We start from the raw sequence: 17563 nt of genomic DNA, 5'->3' as shown, positions 1-17563 counted from the left end.
TCATGGCCGGCTCATGTCAGGGACACGTCCAGCACCGTGCCGAGCAGCGGCAGGTGGATGAGGATCGCGGCCGGTGGCTGGCCGTCGATGTCGGTGAGCGCGTGGTGGTAGGTGTGCATCTGGCCGAGGTAGGTGGAAACCACGTGCCCGACCGGATCCCCTCCAGGATAGGTCTTGTGGTCGACGATCACCCGACGCCCGTCGTCCAGCGTGAGCAGTTCGTCCAGCCAGCCCTGGGCGCGCTGGTGGTCGGGGTTCGACCAGGCGAAGGGGACCTCGGTGGCGCTGGACGCACCCGGGTACGTCGAGGCCAGCCACCGGGTCCACCGCTCGCCGGCCTCGACGACCCGGTCGGCGTCCACCCGGTCGCCGACACCCCAGCTGCCCACCAGCCGGGTGGCGGTGCTGAGCTTCTGCTCCTCGCTGAGGTGGGTCAGCGGGGCGGCGAGGTAGGCGTGGATGCAGTCGCCGACCTTGTTCCAGTCCTTTCCACCGCCGGTGACCAGTGCGGGGCCGAGGTCGGCGACCTCGGTGACGGTGGCGCCGGACGCCACGGCGTCGGTGGCCTCCACGCCGCTGGGGGCGAACGTCGCCGGCAGCAGGTCGAGCGGCGTCGGGGCGTCCTGCCGGTGGGCGTCCAGCATCGCCGCACGCGGCGTCGGGGCCGCCTCAGGGGAGACGGTCTGCTCACCGGTGTCGGCCGCGGAGGCCTCGATCTCGCGGACGGGGCAGTCCAGCAGCCCGGCGAGCTGCTCCTCCTGCAGGTCGGCCTCGGCCAGCGCCTTCCACCTACCCACGGCGGAGTACGGGGCGAGCACCGTGCGTGTGCGCGAGCGGGTCATGGCGACGTAGAGGACGCGCTGCTCCTCGATCATGTCGGAGCGTCGGCGGACGGCCTGGGCGTCGGTGTCGGTGAGCAGTTCCTTGACCGTGCTGACCGCGGTGATGGTCGCCGGCCAGAACCGCAGTTCGCGTCCGGCCAGCGGCAACTCCATCGTCAGCGAGGTGGTGGGCTGCACCCACACGCCGGAGGGGGTGAAGCGGTCGCGCATGTCCGGCAGCGCCACGACCACGGTGTCCCACTCCAGGCCCTTGGATTGGTGGATGGTGTCCACGAACACTGCGCCCGGGTCGGCGGTGGGGGTGGAGACCGCGTCTTCCGAGAGCAGGTGCTCCAGGAAGCCCGCGGGGGTGGACGGCTGGCCGGCGGACTCCGCCTCACCGGTGTAGTCCTCCACCGCGCGCAGCACGCCGAGCACCGCGCCGGTGCGCTCGGTCGGCTCCGACCAGATGGCGATGCGTCGGCGCAGGTCGAGTGCGTCGATCACCGCACTGACGACGTCGGCGACGGGCACCTCCGACAGGGTGGGACGCAACCGGCGCAACGGCTCCAGGGTGTCGTCCTGCGACCAGGTGGCGAGGGTCTCCCAGCGTTCCTCGCGGGTGGCCAGGGAGGTCAGCGTGGCGAACCAGTCGCGGTGGGCGGGGTGCTCGTCGAGGAAGGTGACCAGCTCGATGAGGGCCTGGGTGTCGCGGTCGTCCAGCAGCCAGGCCAGGGCGGCGCCGACGAGCTGGCCCTCGCGGGTCTGCGACAACGGTGTGCCGCCACCGGTGCAGGGGATGCCGCGTCGGCGCAGTTCGGTGCGCAGCTCCGCGGCGTGGGTGTTGTTGCGCACCAGCACCGCCCGGCCCTTCGCCGGCACGCCCTCGGAACGTTCCAGGGAGGAGAGCCCGGTGGCGATGCGGGCGAACCAGGTGTCCTTGTTCTTGCGGGACTTCTCCACCGGGGCCCACAGCACGGCCGCCCCGCCGGAGCGTTCCTCCGCCAGGTGCTCGGGCACGGTGATGGTCACGTTCTGCTCGGGGAAGAGGTGGCTGAACAGCCGGTTCGACAGGCCCAGGGGTTCGGCGTGGGTGCGCCAGGAGTGCGACAGGGTCTCCGAGGTCCCGGCCAGCCCGGCCGGGTCGGTGATGGTGCCCACCGCGGCGTCCATCAGTGCGGGGTCGGAGCCGCGGAAGCCGTAGATGGACTGCTTCGGGTCACCGACCCAGATGACCTCCTCGACGAGGGCGGCGAGCTCGGTGAACAGGGCGAGCTGCAGGGGACTGGTGTCCTGGAACTCGTCGACGACGAGGATGCGGTAGCGCGCGGCCAGGGTCTCACGCACCGCGGTGGTGGTCGCCTGGGGCACACCCTCGCCGCGCAGCAGCCGCAGGGTGAGCTGTTCCTGGTCGGTGAAGTCGATGAGCCCGAGGGCGTTCTTGTACTCGGCGTAGGCGTCCAGACAGGATGCCGCGGTGTCGAAGACCAGCCGGATCAGTGCGTCCAGGTCGGCGCGTAGTGCAGGGTCGGCGGCGATGTCCTCGGCGGAGATCACCTCGCCGTAGGCCTCCTTGATCGGTTTGGTGGGCGCGTCGACGCCAAGGACCTTGCCCTCGGCGGTGCGAAGCCAGTCCTTCCAGGGGATGCTGGCGCGCTCACGGCGCACGCGCCGGGCGAAGCGGTCCAGGTCGGCGAATCGGGACTGCAGGCTGGTGGCGGAGCGTTTGGCGATCAGCCCGGACTCGATGTCGGCGCGCAGCTGGTCGGGGATGCGCTGGGCGGCGCCGGCGAGCAGGGCGCGGGTGTCGACCGGTGTGGCTGCGGCGTCGCTGTCCGGTGCACCGGCACCGTCGAGCGCGGCGTGCAGTTCGGCGATGCTGGACTCGGCGAAGCCGGCGAGCTTGTCGGCGGGGATGTCGTTGGCGCGGGCCTGCTCGGTGACGGTGTGCACGGTCTTCGCCCAGTTCACCCCGGAGCTGAAGTAGCTGCCGTCGGAGTCGTCGTCGTAGCCGGTGCGCGCCAGCAGGTCACGGTGGTCGGTCTCGGCGTCGGCGATGATGCGGTCGGTGGCCAGACGGAAGGCGTCGCGCTGGGACTGCTCGGTGAGTACGGAGAGCTCGGGGGAGCGTCCGGCGTCCATGGCGAAGTCGGTGAGCACCCGGCCGGTCACGGAGTTCACCGTGCCGATCAGCGACGTCGGCAGGGCTGCGGCCTGCTCGAGCAGGCCGTCGTCGACGAGGGTGGTGCGGATGCGTTCCTTGAGCTCTGCCGCCGCGGCACGCGTGAAGGTCGTGGCGATGATCTGCGAGGGACGGTAGGGGTGGGTGCCGTCGGCGTCGACGCGGCGCAGCCGTTCGGTGAGCAGTTCGGTCAGCCGGTAGGTCTTGCCGGAGCCCGCGGAGGCCTTGATGATGGTCCAGGTTGTCATGAGAAGTCCCCCGTGGCGCCGGTGATCAGCGGGTAGTCGGTGTACTTGGCGTTCTTCTCGGGGAAGAAGCCAGTTGTGCGGGCCGCGGCAAGTTCGCGCTCGTAGGCCCCGGTGGCGTCCTCGTCGAAGGGGGAGACCGGGGTGGTGTTCTTCTTCGGCTTCTCGAACGCCTGCCAGTCCTCACGGTTCACGAGGTTGCCGAGGTCGGTGACGCGCCCGGCGGAGAGGTCGTCGAGGATGTGGTTGAGCCCGGTGACCGCCCGGTCCCAGAGTTCGTCGGTGTCGGCCGCGCCGGTGTCGGACGGTTCGACGGTGAGCGTCTCCTCCGCGCCGAAGCGCTCGTCGGTGGTGTCGAGGCGGTTGTCGCGCAGGTTGAAGTAGGCGACGGGGATCTCGGCGAGGCGCTGCGGCGTCTCGTCCGGAGACGCGGTGTTCTCGGACGCGACCGAGGCGGCGTAGACGGCGAGCTGCAGGGCGGTACCGTCCTGCACCGCGTCGCGGTACTTCTTGCGCGCGAAGGTGTACTTCAGGTCGATGACCCCGGGCGTGCCGTCGGCCATGACCACGTCCATGTCGCGCAGCCCACCGAGTTCGAGCTCGGTGCCGTCCGGTCCGTGGCTGCCGGCCAGCGCGGTGGTGAAGGACGCCTCGACCGCTCGGATGGCCACGCCGGCCTCGGCGAGGGTGGTGAACAACCCGGCGATGGACTGCTCGGCCAGGGCGAGGGTGGTGCCGAGCTCCCGGCTGCGCCCGGGCATCTGCAGTTCGGCGGCGTACCAGGGCAGCAGGCGGCGTAGCTCGGCGGCGATCTCGTCGCGGCTGGCGAGGATCGTGACGGGTTCGCCGGCGTTGTCGTCGAGATGCCGGTTGACGATGTTCTCCACCACCGTGTGCAGCCATGTGCCCACCATCTGGTTGCCGCTGGGGATCGTGGCCAGCCCACCGGCACGGATGCCCAGGCGGCGCTCCAGCAGCCACTCCAACGGGTGGACCAGCAGCTTCTCCCACTGCGAGAAGCTGATCCGGGTGGGCAGCAGGTGCTCACCGGCGGCGACGGCCCGGGAGATCGGGTCGGGCACGTCGATGGTGACAGGTTCGGGCACCGTGCGGTGGGCCTCGGGGAGCTCCGCGGCACGGGTGGCGGGCTCACGGCCCTGACGGTGCAGGTCGTCGATGAGGAAGGTCAGCGCCGGGTGCTGCGAGGCGGCCTCCCCGTTGATCGAGGCCACGGTCAACGCGGTGACCGAGTGACGTCGGCGCAGGGCGCGCAGCTGGGAGTCCAGGGCCAGCCGGGCCTCGGCCTCCGGGTCGGGCAGGATCACACCGGCCGCAGTCAGCCACTCCAGTTCGGCGGGGCGCACACGTGCCCGGGGCGTGGCGGAGGTGTCCACCGGCAGCCACCACACCACCGGGGCACTGCCGGTGCCCAGGTGTGCGGGGTCGGTGACCACGTCGGCGACCTCGTCGGCGCGGGCGTTCATGCTCAGTCCACCGGTGGCGGTGAACTCCGTGATGACCTGGTCGAGTTCTCTGGCGGACACCCGCTCGCCGAGTTGTTCGAGCAGCTCGCGCAAGGGGGCGATGCGCCCGCCGACGTCGGAGGAGACCGACTGCCCGCGGCCCTGGGAGGTGAACTGACGCTGCAGCCACTCCAGGTGGGCCGACACCTCGGCGGTGTCGTAGCCGGCGTCATCAGTGACGAGCGGACGCCGCCGAATCAGCTCGTCGAAGTCGGTGATCTTCTCCACCGCGGTCGGCTTGTCCTCCACGGCGGCCAGGGCCTCGGTGACGGCTGTGTCCCAAGCAGGCCCACCGACTCCGGGTTGCTGGTTGAGCGCGCCGACGAGCCGGGAGCGCAGCGCGCCGGGGACAAGGGAGGAGGTGGTGCCGTCCACGGTGATGCTGGTGTTCAGCAGGTCGACCAGGGCGTGGATGTCGTGCGGGGTGGTCATCGCCCGCAGGAACAGCGGGATCACCTGCGCATAGGACGACGCCTCCCGCGCCGCGACCCCCAGCGGGGCCTGCCCGGTGCGCACACGTTCGCGGTCCAGCAGGTCCGTGGAGTTCCCGGCGACGACAGTGTGGCGCGTGGAGGAGTCGGCGAGATCCTTCAGCAGCCGCGCGGCGACGGGGGAGGCGTCCCACACCGTGTCCGCGGTGACCACGGTGAGTTCGTCCAGTGGTTCAGGTGCCGGCAGTTCGGTGACCTCCACACCGAGTGCGTCCAGGTTGCCCAGGATGCGCCGCCACACCGGCGGCAGGTCGGCGAGCTCACCGTCGACGTCGACCTGCTCGATACCCAAGGGCCAGGAGCTGGCGGACGCCACCAGGTCGCCCAACGCCCGATCGACGTCGCGCAGCAGGTCAGCCGTCCCCGGGGCCCAGCCCGGTTCCTCGGTGAGGGTCTTCTCCACGGCGGCGAGCACGCACAGACGCCGGGGTGCGCTGGGGTCTGCTGCACCGTCCCAACCGGCACGCACCAGTTCATCGCGCCAGCCCAGCAGCTCACGCGCCACCGTCCACGGGTCGGCGTGGAAGCTCGCCACCGGCCAGCTCTTCAGGTCGGCACCGGCGAGCACCCGGGTGAGCACCGCGCGGTAGGCGGCGATGCGCATCGGCTGGTCGCTCTCCGGGGCGGAGAGTGCCAGGCGGGTGGCGAGGATGTCGGTGAGCTGTGCGGGGCCGGTCGTCACGGAGCCGAGGCCGCCGGTGGTGGCGGCGGCGTCGACCCAGCGGGCGCCGTCGAAGCCCCAGCCGAAGGTGATGTGCATGCAGTGGTTCCTTAACGCGATTCAGGTGTCTCCGACATGCTAGCCGGTGGGACGGACATGAAATTCTGGGTGCGGATAAGAGGAGGTCAGGAGTCCTTCTTCTGCCTGGACTTGATGAAGATCCAGGAGGCAGCGACGAAGATGATGATGAAGACGGTGGTCAGCCAGAAAGGCACGGTTGAGCTACTGGATGGCAGTAGCTGGACGAGTCCTGGCACGGCGAAGACGATGGCCAGGACGCCGAAGGCGCGGTTCTGAGTGCTCTCATTCCTTGCTCGCAGATCTTCGGCGTTCTGCCGCTCCGTCTGCCGTTCGGCGTCGTCCTCACGGCGTTGCTTCTCCTCGCGGCGCACGTCCGCCTCACGCTGCTGTGCTTCGCGTTCCGCCTGGTTGCGGATCTCGCGGTCGAGCTCGATCTGACGCGAGTTGAACTGGGTCGTGTAGACCGCCTGCCGCAGCTCGAGTTCGTCCTTGACGTCGGCGTAGCGCCGGCCGGCTCCGGTGGCCTCGCGCAGCGACGTCATGAACTCCGTCTCGAACTCGCGGTCGGGGACGGCGTCGAACCACAGGCGGTCGCGGAAGCGTACGAAGTCGGACTGGATCAGTTGGAAGGTGTTGAGGTCGGAGGTGAGTGCGTGAGCCTCATCATCCGGAGCGGAGCACGGCGTGCTCGGGCGTCCCGAGGACGCGGTGGAGAACTTGATCGCGCGCAGCCGCTCGCTGACATTGGACAGCATCGAGGTGGAACGGTGGACCAGGATCGCAAGGTCGACGAACCGGGTACTGGACAGCATCCACGGCCGGCAGTCCTGGCGGGACGCCAAGGCGTTTCGGACGATGCAGGTTCCACTCGCCGTCGGAAGCATGGTCCAGTACTCGTAGCGACTGCGGTCCGGGGTGCCCTCGACATCACCGGAGTACCGCGGGATGCCTTCGGCGAAGTCGTCGGCGCCGGAACCGAGTTCCCAGGCCCACATGTCGAGTTCCCTCCACGCCCACTCCTCGTCCTCGGCGATGTCACCGAATAGTCGCGGTTGCGGATGGTCGCTGTGGCCGGGAATGGCGCACACGGTGCGCAGAGGCTGGTTGCTGCCCATCCCGCGCCAGACCGGGATCTCCTTGTCTTCACCGGGCAGGGTGGTGATCGGCGTGAGCACGTCGGAGTTCCTGTATCCGCCGTTCAGCCACCCACCTTTGTGGACGGTGGCGGAGAACGTGCGGTTTTCGTCAGCTTCCAGGGATGGGAAAGGTAGGCCCTCATTGAGGGCAGTGAGCGCCTGCTCGACGAAGAAGGGCAGCAACCGGACACCAGGATGGTTCCGCTTCTTGCTCCTCCACGGTGCCCGGAGATTGTCGGAGCCGCACTCGGTGTTGCCGTCCCAGTCTTCGATATCGACGACATTCCGTGAGCGGTGGAGCGACTGTGAGATTCTCTCGAGTGTCGGACCATCGCAGTTTTCCGCCACGACGTGGAGGACCAGGAAGTCGTGGGCGAGTTCACCGGCTTCCGACGAACGGAGTTCCTCGTGGAAGCGGTGGGTGACCATGCCCCTGTACTGCAGGAATTCGGCGCAGACCAGACTCACCGACGGATCCGCGGCACGACAGGACCCATCCGTGTCTGCATCGAGGATCCGGTACTTCGAGGTCGGGTGTGCAGGCTGTCCGTCCTCGCGGAGGTGCGTACCGGGCGAAGAAGCCTTGTAGGTGTCCGCGTCGAACATGAAACGGTGGCAACGAACATCATCGGTGGGGGCGGCGTGATCTCCGCCGGAGACGACCGCCCCCACGTTCCTGGAGACCGCGCCCTTGGAAGGGATTCCCTCGTCGACGGCGGAGCTGCCGACGGTCTGGCCGAGCGGGCCTTTGAACCTGGCGCTGGCGGACTGGTGGAACGTCCGCGGATTGTGGTCGTAGGAGGTGTCGCCGTCGCGATTGTAGTCCGGTGGGACGAATCGGCCGTCGATCTCGATGGGGGTCGTGATCGTCTGGATTCCCCGGAACCGGCCGGGGATCCAGGACGGACCGAGGTCGATGAACCTGTCGGCGGTGAGTGCCGGCGGGAGGCCGCGTGCGGGGAAGGGCAGAGCGATGCTGAAAACAGCGGCTCTCCAGTCAGGCAGCTCGGCGACGTCGTAGGAGTCGTCGAGCCCGAGTCGCATTCCGTGACGCAGGAAGTCCTGGTCGTAATCGTTGGTCTTCCCTGAGCTCCGTGCGGGTTTCGACTCCGCCGTGCCGGATTCCACCATCACCATTCTCCCTGTTCCCTCATTTCTTCGGATGTTGTATCTGACTAACGTTCTCATGCCCGGACCGCGATTGCCGGGCGAATGAGGAGTACTCCCCGGAAGTAGGTACGAAGATGATCAGAAAAGGATACTGTGCGTAACCATGGCAAAGAGTACTGAATATCAAGGTAAAGACCAGGGTAAGGACGTCGAGGTCAGCGTCGGAGGGAAGGGCGACTACTACGTCTACGCGTTGTCACGGCGTCCGGTGGAGGAGGGGTTCGACCTGCGGAACATCTTCTACGTGGGCAAGGGGAAGGGTAACCGGTGGAAAGCGCACTTCAAGGAGACGCTGGCGGACCTGCGACGGAAGCAGGACGATCCGGACGTGGTGCTGAGCCGGAAGAAGGAGGCGATCAGCGAACTCTACGAGACCGGTGGGGACGAACTCGACATCGAACGCCATGCCTACCTGGTCGAATGGGGGCTTTCGGAGGCAGAGGCCCTGCGCACCGAGGCGCTGGTCATCAAGATGATGAAGACCTACGGCAATGAGCTGACCAACATGGTGTCCGGCCACCATGAGGCCGAGGTTCTCATGCCGGCCGGTGAGGTTCGACGCTTCTACGCTGCGGAGAAGGAGCACGTGGAACGGTTGAACTCGGCCGAGTTGGCGGACTTCGCTCCCGGTGGTCCGCGCGCGGAAGATTGCGTCTGCGTGGTCGTGAAGGGCAGCAACGACGACAAATCCTTCAGGGAGGACGAGCTTGTCGAGGGACTTGGCGAGACCGGGTTCCAGACGGCATACGTCGGCGAGAAGGGCGAGACCCCGCGTCGAGGCTGGGATCCTCGCTGGCCCTGGAGCGACGAGGAGGCCCGCGAACGTGCCCGGCACTACTGGACTGCCAAGCCCGAGAACGCCGTGGTTCTCAAGGAGATCGCCGACGAGGGACGACTGCAGCTCGCCCTGGCCATCAAGGATCCGCGGGCCAAGGAGACTGTCATCCGCTACATCTGGGAAGTCGACGACACCGAGGAGCCGTGGCTCTGGTACCCATACGGCGACAACGACGCCGGCAAGGTGGGCTTTCCCCTGGGCAGGTCATACGACGAGTCCGAGGATCCCTGGCTCGGTAAGGCTCTGGTGCAGGGGGAGAAGGACTGGTCGATCTTCGTAAACCGACAGTCCGGTATCTGCTACGTCAGTTTCGAGGACTGACCCCGGCAGAGCCGCACCAGCACAGCAGAAAACCCCGCCTCCGGTGTGAACCGGGAGCGGGGTTGACGGCGTGCGCGAAAAGCGCTGACTAGCCCTCGAGCTTGTTCAGCTGGGCAGCCAGGCCGGACTTCTTGTTCGCGGCGTTGTTCTTGTGGATGACGCCCTTGGTGGCGGCCTTGTCGTACAGGCGGCTGGTGGCGCGCAGCTGTGCGGTGGCGGCTTCCTTGTCGCCGGCGGCGATCGCGGACTCGAACTTGCGGGTCTCGGTACGCAGGCGGGAGCGGACGGCCTGGTTGCGCTGGCGGGCGGCCTCGTTGGTGAGGACGCGCTTCTTCTGCTGCTTGATGTTAGCCATGGGGCTTACCTCTTTCTGAACGGTGAATCGGTGATCGTTCGCCACTTCCACCCGGGTGAGCCGTGCACACGGTCTCTGACAACCAGCCCAAGGTCCTGCCGGTTGCGGTGCACACGCCGCGAGTGGTCGCGGGTCAACCTGACGAACACTACCAGTTCACCGCGGACCGCCGAAATCAGCGGCAACCATCATTCCAGTCCGTTCAGCTCACGCACCTCACGGCTCGTTCAGGTCGCGGGTACGCCGGTCGTCCGCCGGCGGGTACACCATGCGCTGCGGCATCGCCCCGGTCAACAGGGCCTCGATCTCCGCGGCGGCGTCCATCACCGCGCGCCACCGGAACTCCTTCGGCAGCCGGTCCACCGAGCCCAGCAGGCCGGAGTCCGGCAGGTAGGGGATCAGTCCGGCCCGGGCGATGGCCACCATGCCGGCGGTCATCGCCTCCTGCGCCTGGACCTCGGTGAAGTGCCGGCTGGTCATCAGGTCCGGGTCCACCAGACGCGACGGCAGCCACCAGTGGCTCGTGGTCGGCATGTCCGGCGGCCACGGCATCGCACTGTCCGACCAGGTCCGCGGATCCGACCACACCTGCGGGGCATGGGCCAGGAAGATGTGCCCCAGCACCTCGGCGACCACCGCCAGGGACTCCGGCGCCCCCGGCCCGCCCAACTCCCGGGCCAGGCGCAGCACGTACCAGGCGGAGGCGGTGTCCAGCTCCACCGGCGGGACGGAGCCCGGCAGGGCGGTGTGCACGTTGAGGGTGAAGGGGCCGGTGCGTTCGACCTGCACGGGATCGTCCTGCATCTCCACGACCATGCCGATGCCGCGCAGCTTCTCCAGCAGCGTGGGCCACACCTCCGCGGTATCCAGGGGGGTGGTCCCGCCCTGCCGGTAGCCGGAGTCCTCGATGTCGGCGATGAGGTCGATGTCCAGCACGTAGGTCTCCGACAGGGAGACCCGCGCGGCACCGTCGGCGGCTCGGTAGCCGTTGGAGTAGGCCTCGATTTCCGGGACGAGACGGGCGGTGCGCGCGGTGTCGGTGGCGTTGTGCCGGTAGCGCGAGCGGTAGCGGCGGAAGATCTGCATCGTCGCCTCGATGGCGTCGGCCAGTGGCAGGTCGCGTTGGCGCACGGCGAAGTCCAGCAGCACGGGCACGGTGGCGTGGCGTTCACGCGCGTTGCGCAGGCTCCACAGCTCGATCTCGAGGGCCTCGAAGGGTGTCATGCCGGATGTCATCGTGTGTTCGCCTGCCTTTCTGTTTTGCAGACGATAGGACACGTGGCTACCAGGGATCTCCGGCCTTTTCGCCGTGTTCGTTCCACAGTCCCGAACACCCGCGGCGGTGCGTGCCCACCAGGTGGGTGTCCACGATGCCCACGGCCTCCATCAGTGCGAACATGGTGGTGGGCCCCACGAACACGAAGCCCTCCTTCTTCAACGCCTTCGACAGCGCCACGGACTTCGGCGAGGTCGTCGGCACATCCTCGGCGCGCTGCGGCACCGGGGTGCGCGCAGGACGGAAGGACCATACGAACTCTGCCAGTCCGGTGCCGGGCCCGTGGCGTCCGCGCAGGGCGACGGTGGCCCGCGCGTTGGTGACCGTGGCCCGGATCTTGCGGGCGTTGCGCACGATCGCGGCGTCCTGCAGCAGTTCCTCGACCCGGTCCTCGCCGAAGTCGGCGACGGTGTCCGGGTCGAAGCCGGCGAAGGCGGCGCGGAAGGCGGGGCGTTTGGCCAGGATCGTCGCCCAGCTCAGCCCGGACTGGAAGGCCTCCAGGCTGATGCGTTCGAACAGGCCGCGTTCGTCGGTGACGGGCACGCCCCACTCGGTGTCGTAGTAGTCGCGCAGCAGGTCGGACGCCTCGGCCCACGCCGGACGCACCGGTTCCATTCTTCTACCCCTTCAGCCCGGTCTGACGCAGCGTGATGTTCAGCCGGCCGTGGATCTCCAGGTCATAGGGCCCGGTGTTGGGGTACACCTTGGTCACGCCGTGATAGTTCTGACGCGCGGGCCCACCGAAGACGAACAGGTCGCCGGACGCCAGCCACAGGTCGGTGTAGGGGCGGTTGCGGGTCTCGGCGTTGCCGAAGCGGAAGCGGCAGGTGTCGCCGATGGACAGCGACACCACCGGCCCGTCGGAGCGCTCGTCGGCGTCGCGGTGCATGCCCATCTTCGCCGCGTCGTGATAGTGGTTCACCAGGGCGACGTCCGGAGTGTAGGACGCCGCGAGCGCGGCGTCCCCCGTCGTCTCCACGACGGCGCGCCGTCCGAGTTCCACCAGCCAGTCCGGCACGGGCAGGACGGGGGCGTTGTTCACGTCGACCGCACGGCGGGTGTAGTGCCCGGGCGTCCAGTGCCAGCCGAGGCAGAGCATGGACACGCTCATCGGGTTGCCGTGGATGCGCGGGGAGTGCGGCGGGACGGGGCCCTTGGCCCACGCGGCGTACTGGGCGACGATCCAGCGCTGCTGGGCGATGTCCAGCCAGGCGGAGCGGTGGTGGGCGCCGTCCGGCAGGTCGGAGGCGGGGGCGTGCAGGTCGAACAGGGTGGGTTGGTCAGTCATCACGACCATCCGTAGCTGCGGCGCAGGGCGTTGGCCAGGCGCTCGTAGCGGCGTTCGGGCATGGAGACGCCGCGGCGCTGGATGGAGGCCTCGGGGATCTCGATGGTGCGGTCGGCCCGGGCCCAGCACTCGTTGCCGCGCGGGTCCCACAGGCCGGCGCCGATGGACACCCAGTTGTCGTCCTCGGCGTGCTCGGGGTTGGAGCTGATCAGCATGCCCAGCAGGGTGTGGCGGTTGCGGCCCACGACCACGCAGGCGCGCAGTTCCGGGGTGGATTCCCGGTTGGGCAGCACGTGGTACCAGACGACCTCGCCGGGGTCGGCCTGTCCGTCCATGTCGGGGGCGTAGATCACGGGGCGGGCGTGGTCCTGGGTGGGTGTGGTGACCGTGACGGCGCGCACCGCGGTCTCGGTGTGGGACGACTGGTCGAGGCCGAGGTTGGCGTGCAGCTCGGCCAGGCCCGCGTCCAGGTGGCCGCTGTGGTGGAAGTAGCGCTCGATGACGCGGCGCAGGGGATTCCGGGCGGAACTCATGGGAACCACTCTAGCGTGGGGGACGGACGTGGAAGCAGGGCAGTCGAACAGCCAGGTGGGAGGGGTTTCGGCGTGGGGTTGGCGGTGGGTTCGGTCCGTGCGGTACGAGTCGCATCCAGGCTGCGCCCAGGGCGTCGTGGGCTCGGTCATGAGCCTGGCAGGATGCTGTGTTTCAATGAAGTGCGATATATGATCATAAAATTACTTGGAGAAAACTAACTATAGTGCCGATCGTTGCCCTGACCTGTATGTCTATCGCAGCCTGCGGCGGTGAGTCTGAGGCAGAGGAAGCTGTGACGTCCACTGTGACGTCTACCGTCACGGAGACAGTGGAGCGTACGACGACCGTCACGGAAACCACCGAGGCCGAGCCAGAGCCGACCCGGACAGCGGAAAGCGCTGCGGAAGAGCCTGCGGCGAGCACGAGCGGATCCGCAGGGACCTTCGGTTCGGGGCCCCAGCTGGTCGGGAGCGACATCCAGCCGGGAACCTACAGGAACAGCGACAGCAGCAACATGTGCTACTGGGAGCGACTCTCGGGGCACAGCGGGGAAATCGACGACATCATCGCCAACGAGCTGACGGAGAGTCAGTCTGTCGTGACAATTGCCCCCACGGACGTCGCTTTCAGCTCCACAGACTGCGGGACCTGGACTCTGGTCGAGTAGCCCCGCACTCCGGAGAGCCGGCCGCTCCTATTCGTTGACCGGGTTGTTCCGCAGCCAGTCCAGTACCTGCTCTGCGTGCGTGTTCGGCGGGAAGATCGGGTAGAAGACGTACTCGATCACGGCGTCGCGGACGATGAGGGTGAGCCGGGAGTAGAGGCGCGTGTGCCCGGGTGCGGTGAACGTCGGCAACCGTAGTTCGTCCGCGAGCGACATGGACTGATCAGACAGCATCTCGAACGGCAGCGCCAGGCGCGATACGACCTCGTCCTGGTAGCCGGGAGTCTGGCTGGAGAGACCAAAGACCTGGTTGACGCCGAGATCCTGTAGCGATGAGAAGTGGTCGCGGAAGCTACACGCTTCGGTGGAGCACCCGTGGGCCCCGGGGATGTTGTCCCAGCCATCGGGAAGATCTTCGCCAGGTCGTCCGGTCAGTGGGTAGAGGTAGATCACGGTCCTCCCGGTGCCGAGATCTGCGAGATCGACATGGCGGTCGCCGCTCGTCGGTAGGAGGACGGACGGCATGGCGGTACCGGGGAGGTGTGTGGCTGCGCCGTCGTCCTCAGGTACAGGAAGATCCTGGGGGAGTGAGGTGAAGTCTGTCATGGTGGTTCCTTCGGTAGGTGCTGGAGGCGATGCAGTTTCCGTACCAGCGGCGCTGGTGTCCAGCCGGCGTTGAAGCTTGTGCCGACGGGTGGTGAGGGAGGCGATGGTGCGATCGAGCTCGGCGATGGTGTCCCGGTAGACCGCGAGTGAGGACACGCATTCGTCGCCGCTGGCGTGACCGAGGTCCAGACAGTCGATGAACGGTGCTGCCTTGCTCGGGGCGATGCCGAACTCGCTGAGTTCGCGGATCTCGATGACGATCCGGACGTCGTGGTCGTCATAGTCCCGGTAGCCGTTGCTGAGGCGTGTGGGGCTCAGAAGGCCGATGCGCTCGTAGTAGCGCACCGCCTTGACCGTGACGCCGGTGAGCCGGGCGAGTTCGGTGATTCTCATCAGGTACCTCCGGAACCAACGCTAGACGTTGACCCCGAGGGTAAGGTCAAGCCGCTGCGGCGGCGAGCACTCCGTCGGTGCACGGTCCGTAGGCATCACAGCACCAGAGCCAGGGGCCGGACAAGGTAGGCTCGACACGTTCGGCATCAAACCACCAGGAGGACGACACCCATGGCCCCCAAGCAGAAGAACTACGCCCGCGAGACGTTCACTGACCCCTCGCGGATCCGGAACTTCTGCATCATCGCGCACATCGACCACGGCAAGTCCACGCTGGCCGACCGCATCCTGCAGATGTCCGGTGTCATCGAGGACCGCGACATGCGCGACCAGTACCTGGACAACATGGACATCGAGCGCGAGCGGGGCATCACGATCAAGGCGCAGAACGTGCGTCTGCCGTGGGTGCCGAAGACCTGCGCGCACAAGGATGAGGAGCTGGTGCTCCACCTCATCGACACTCCCGGTCACGTGGACTTCACCTACGAGGTCTCCCGCGCACTGGAGGCGTGTGAGGGCGCGATCCTGCTGGTGGACGCCGCCCAGGGCATCGAGGCGCAGACGCTGGCGAACCTGTACCTGGCGATGGAGAAGGACCTGGAGATCATCCCGGTCCTGAACAAGATCGACCTGCCGGCCGCGGACCCGGACAAGTACGCGTTGGAGATCGCCAACATCATCGGCTGTGAGCCGGAGGAGGTTATGCGGATCTCGGCGAAGACCGGTGAGGGCATCCCGGACATGATCGACAAGGTCTGTGAACTTGTGCCGGCCCCGGAGGGCGATCAGGACGCACCGGCACGCGCGTTGATCTTCGACTCCGTCTACGACATCTTCCGCGGCGTGGTCACCTACATCCGCATGATGGACGGGACGCTGGAGCCGCGCCAGAAGATCCAGATGATGTCCACCGGTGCCTCACACGAGGCGCAGGAGGTCGGCATCATCTCCCCGAAGCCGGAGAAGGCCAAGGGCCTCGGTGTGGGCGAGGTGGGCTACATCATCACCGGCGCGAAGGACGTCCGCCAGTCGAAGGTGGGTGACACGGTCACCTGGGCCGTAAACGGGGCAACGGAGCCGCTGACGGGTTACCGCGAGCCGACGCCGATGGTCTACTCGGGTCTGTTCCCGATCTCTGCGAACCAGTACCCGGAGCTGCGTGAGGCGATCGAGAAGCTGCAGCTGAACGATGCCTCCCTGACCTTCGAGCCGGAGACCTCCACTGCACTGGGATTCGGTTTCCGCTGTGGCTTCCTGGGACTGCTGCACATGGAGATCACGCGTGACCGCCTGGAGCGCGAGTTCGACCTGGACCTGATCTCTACGGCGCCGTCGGTGGTCTACCGGGTGGTGGGAGAGGACGGCACGGAGATGCACGTCCAGAACCCGTCTGACTGGCCGGAAGGCAAGCTCAAGGAGATCTGGGAACCCATGGTGGACCTCACCGTGATCGTGCCGGAGGAGTTCCTGGGCGGGACGATGGAGCTGTGCCAGTCCAAGCGCGGACAGATGAAGAACATGGACTTCCTGTCGACGGACCGTGTGGAGCTGCGCTACCGTATGCCGCTGGGCGAGATCGTGTTTGACTTCTTCGACATGCTGAAGTCCAGGACGAAGGGCTATGCGTCGCTGAACTACGAGGAGAATGGCGAGCAGGAAGCTGATCTCGTGAAGGTTGACATCCTGCTGCAGGGGGAGCCGGTGGATGCGTTCAGCGCGATCGTGCACCGGGACCACTCGCTGCACTACGGCAACAAGATGACGAAGAAACTGAAGGAGCTCATCCCGCGCCAGCAGTTCGAGGTGCCCGTGCAGGCGGCGATCGGCTCGAAGGTGATCGCGCGTGAGAATATCCGCGCTCTGCGTAAAGATGTGCTTTCCAAATGCTACGGTGGTGACATCTCCCGCAAGAAGAAGCTGCTGGAGAAGCAGAAGGAAGGCAAGAAGCGCATGAAGTCCATCGGGTCAGTCTCGGTCCCACAAGAAGCGTTTGTTGCTGCGCTGAGTACTGACGAAGGATGACGAGGCTTCGAGGGTAGTTTCCATCTCGGAATGGAGAGGGATCTGAATAATATCAAAGAATCGATCGGCGAGTCATATGTAGTGAATCGTCCGCGGGGGATATTGAAGTTTTGCGTACGTTCAGACAAGAGTGTGTGGATGGGCCTGAGTGAGAGGCGGTTCATCAGCTCGCGCAAGGGCCCTTTATATACATATTCAGAGCGCAGTACATTATTTTTTAACATTACCCAAAAATCTACGAAATTTGGTTTAGTTCTATTTGGTCCGGCTGCGATGATATTTGTCAGCAGTTCTTTGGTCGACTGGGGTGTGACTACTACTTCTCTTTCTGTAATAATAAATCTCCTAATCCCGCTCCCGTATATCGCGGTTTCTTTTCTGGAATGCCTGTCGATGAGGGCCGTTCTGGTGAATCGCAAAGATGATGGGATGGGGGGTATATACGCCCTCTGCGAATCGGAAAGGCAAACAATAGTTGCTCAAGGTCGCAGTGCTGTCACGCGATTTTGTCCAGCCGCGATCTTCGGATTTCTCTTCAGTATCTTCTCTTCTATGTATCTACCTTTTGACGCTTTCATTGATTTAAACTGGAAAGCGGTATCAGCATCCCGCCCTCTCGAGTTTATAGAAATTCGAGATCTTCACATTCTCATCCTCAAGGCAGTCAGTATAATTCTCGGTCTGACATGGACGTATTTAAGTATCGTAAAATCTCCCGTGTCTGGTGCGGTTAGGATAATATCCTGAGGCGAAGCGGATTTCCCTTTGGTGGGTGAATGAAATGAGGTCAGCGTCCTCAGCTGTATAATTAGCCACTGTTCCTAAGTTTCATCGAATTAGTGGCTCTTCGCGATACGGAGTGAATAGATGAGGGCGGGGCTGCTGCGGTGTGGCACAACATACAGAGGCCCTTGCCGGTACAAGATGAGAGTTGCGAAGCCATCATCCGAGCGGAA

12 protein-coding genes are annotated in these 17563 nt (G+C 66.3%); 3 read left to right on the top strand and 9 right to left on the bottom strand.

Going from position 1 to position 17563, the window contains the following annotated elements; all coding sequences use genetic code 11:
• Positions 1–11 precede the first annotated feature (11 nt).
• The 3 genes from ACT3S3_RS08780 to ACT3S3_RS08770 form a co-directional block, all read right to left on the bottom strand.
• The gene (locus ACT3S3_RS08780; protein WP_301442050.1) at positions 12–3251 is read right to left on the bottom strand and encodes a UvrD-helicase domain-containing protein; all 3240 of its coding nucleotides are present in this window, start codon (positions 3249–3251) and stop codon (positions 12–14) included.
• Complete coding sequence (locus tag ACT3S3_RS08775) at positions 3248–6022, bottom strand: PD-(D/E)XK nuclease family protein (protein WP_301442051.1); 2775 nt, start codon at positions 6020–6022, stop codon at positions 3248–3250. Before ACT3S3_RS08775 ends, ACT3S3_RS08780 begins: the two co-directional genes overlap by 4 nt.
• Before the next feature lie 86 nt (positions 6023–6108).
• Positions 6109–8271: a hypothetical protein gene (locus ACT3S3_RS08770; protein ID WP_301524849.1), complete on the bottom strand. Its 2163-nt coding sequence runs from the start codon at positions 8269–8271 to the stop codon at positions 6109–6111.
• Between the two features lie 142 nt (positions 8272–8413).
• Between ACT3S3_RS08770 and ACT3S3_RS08765 the strand changes: the two genes are divergently transcribed.
• Positions 8414–9469 (top strand): GIY-YIG nuclease family protein, encoded by a 1056-nt coding sequence (locus ACT3S3_RS08765; protein ID WP_301442053.1) that lies wholly within the window; start codon positions 8414–8416, stop codon positions 9467–9469.
• Between the two features lie 88 nt (positions 9470–9557).
• Here the strand turns inward: ACT3S3_RS08765 and rpsT are convergent, their stop codons facing one another.
• From rpsT to ACT3S3_RS08740, 5 genes are all read right to left on the bottom strand, one after another.
• On the bottom strand, positions 9558–9824 hold the full coding sequence (gene rpsT, locus ACT3S3_RS08760) for a 30S ribosomal protein S20 (RefSeq protein ID WP_301442054.1): 267 nt from the start codon (positions 9822–9824) through the stop codon (positions 9558–9560).
• A 216-nt stretch (positions 9825–10040) separates the two neighbouring features.
• A complete protein-coding gene (locus ACT3S3_RS08755) occupies positions 10041–11048 on the bottom strand; it encodes a hypothetical protein (RefSeq protein ID WP_301442055.1) in 1008 nt (335 codons plus the stop codon).
• A gap of 58 nt (positions 11049–11106) precedes the next feature.
• Positions 11107–11715, bottom strand: a complete 609-nt coding sequence (locus ACT3S3_RS08750; protein WP_441579169.1) for a DNA-3-methyladenine glycosylase I — start codon at positions 11713–11715, stop codon at positions 11107–11109.
• Positions 11716–11719: 4 nt separating this feature from the next.
• Positions 11720–12388, bottom strand: coding sequence for an alpha-ketoglutarate-dependent dioxygenase AlkB family protein (locus tag ACT3S3_RS08745; RefSeq protein WP_301442057.1), 669 nt, complete (start codon positions 12386–12388; stop codon positions 11720–11722).
• Positions 12388–12921, bottom strand: coding sequence for a type II toxin-antitoxin system PemK/MazF family toxin (locus ACT3S3_RS08740; protein WP_441579170.1), 534 nt, complete (start codon positions 12919–12921; stop codon positions 12388–12390). The genes ACT3S3_RS08745 and ACT3S3_RS08740 overlap by 1 nt, the downstream gene beginning before the upstream one ends.
• Before the next feature lie 224 nt (positions 12922–13145).
• Here ACT3S3_RS08740 and ACT3S3_RS08735 point away from each other — a divergent pair, with 224 nt between their 5' ends.
• The gene (locus ACT3S3_RS08735; RefSeq protein WP_441582102.1) at positions 13146–13589 is read left to right on the top strand and encodes a hypothetical protein; all 444 of its coding nucleotides are present in this window, start codon (positions 13146–13148) and stop codon (positions 13587–13589) included.
• Between the two features lie 27 nt (positions 13590–13616).
• On the opposite strand, the gene ACT3S3_RS08730 is transcribed toward ACT3S3_RS08735, so the two are convergent.
• On the bottom strand, positions 13617–14585 hold the full coding sequence (locus tag ACT3S3_RS08730; protein ID WP_441579172.1) for a MerR family transcriptional regulator: 969 nt from the start codon (positions 14583–14585) through the stop codon (positions 13617–13619).
• Positions 14586–14756: 171 nt separating this feature from the next.
• On the opposite strand from ACT3S3_RS08730, the gene lepA reads away from it, so the two are divergent.
• Entirely contained in the window at positions 14757–16607 is a 1851-nt protein-coding gene (gene lepA / locus ACT3S3_RS08725; protein WP_444615092.1) for a translation elongation factor 4, read from the top strand.
• The last annotated feature ends 956 nt before the right edge of the window (positions 16608–17563 follow it).

The organism is Corynebacterium sp. AOP40-4SA-5, from assembly GCF_052377355.1.
In the GTDB taxonomy this organism is placed as follows: Bacteria; Actinomycetota; Actinomycetes; order Mycobacteriales; family Mycobacteriaceae; genus Corynebacterium.
The sequence above is the reverse complement of the archived record's forward strand: the minus strand, read 5'-3'. Positions and strand labels throughout refer to the sequence as shown.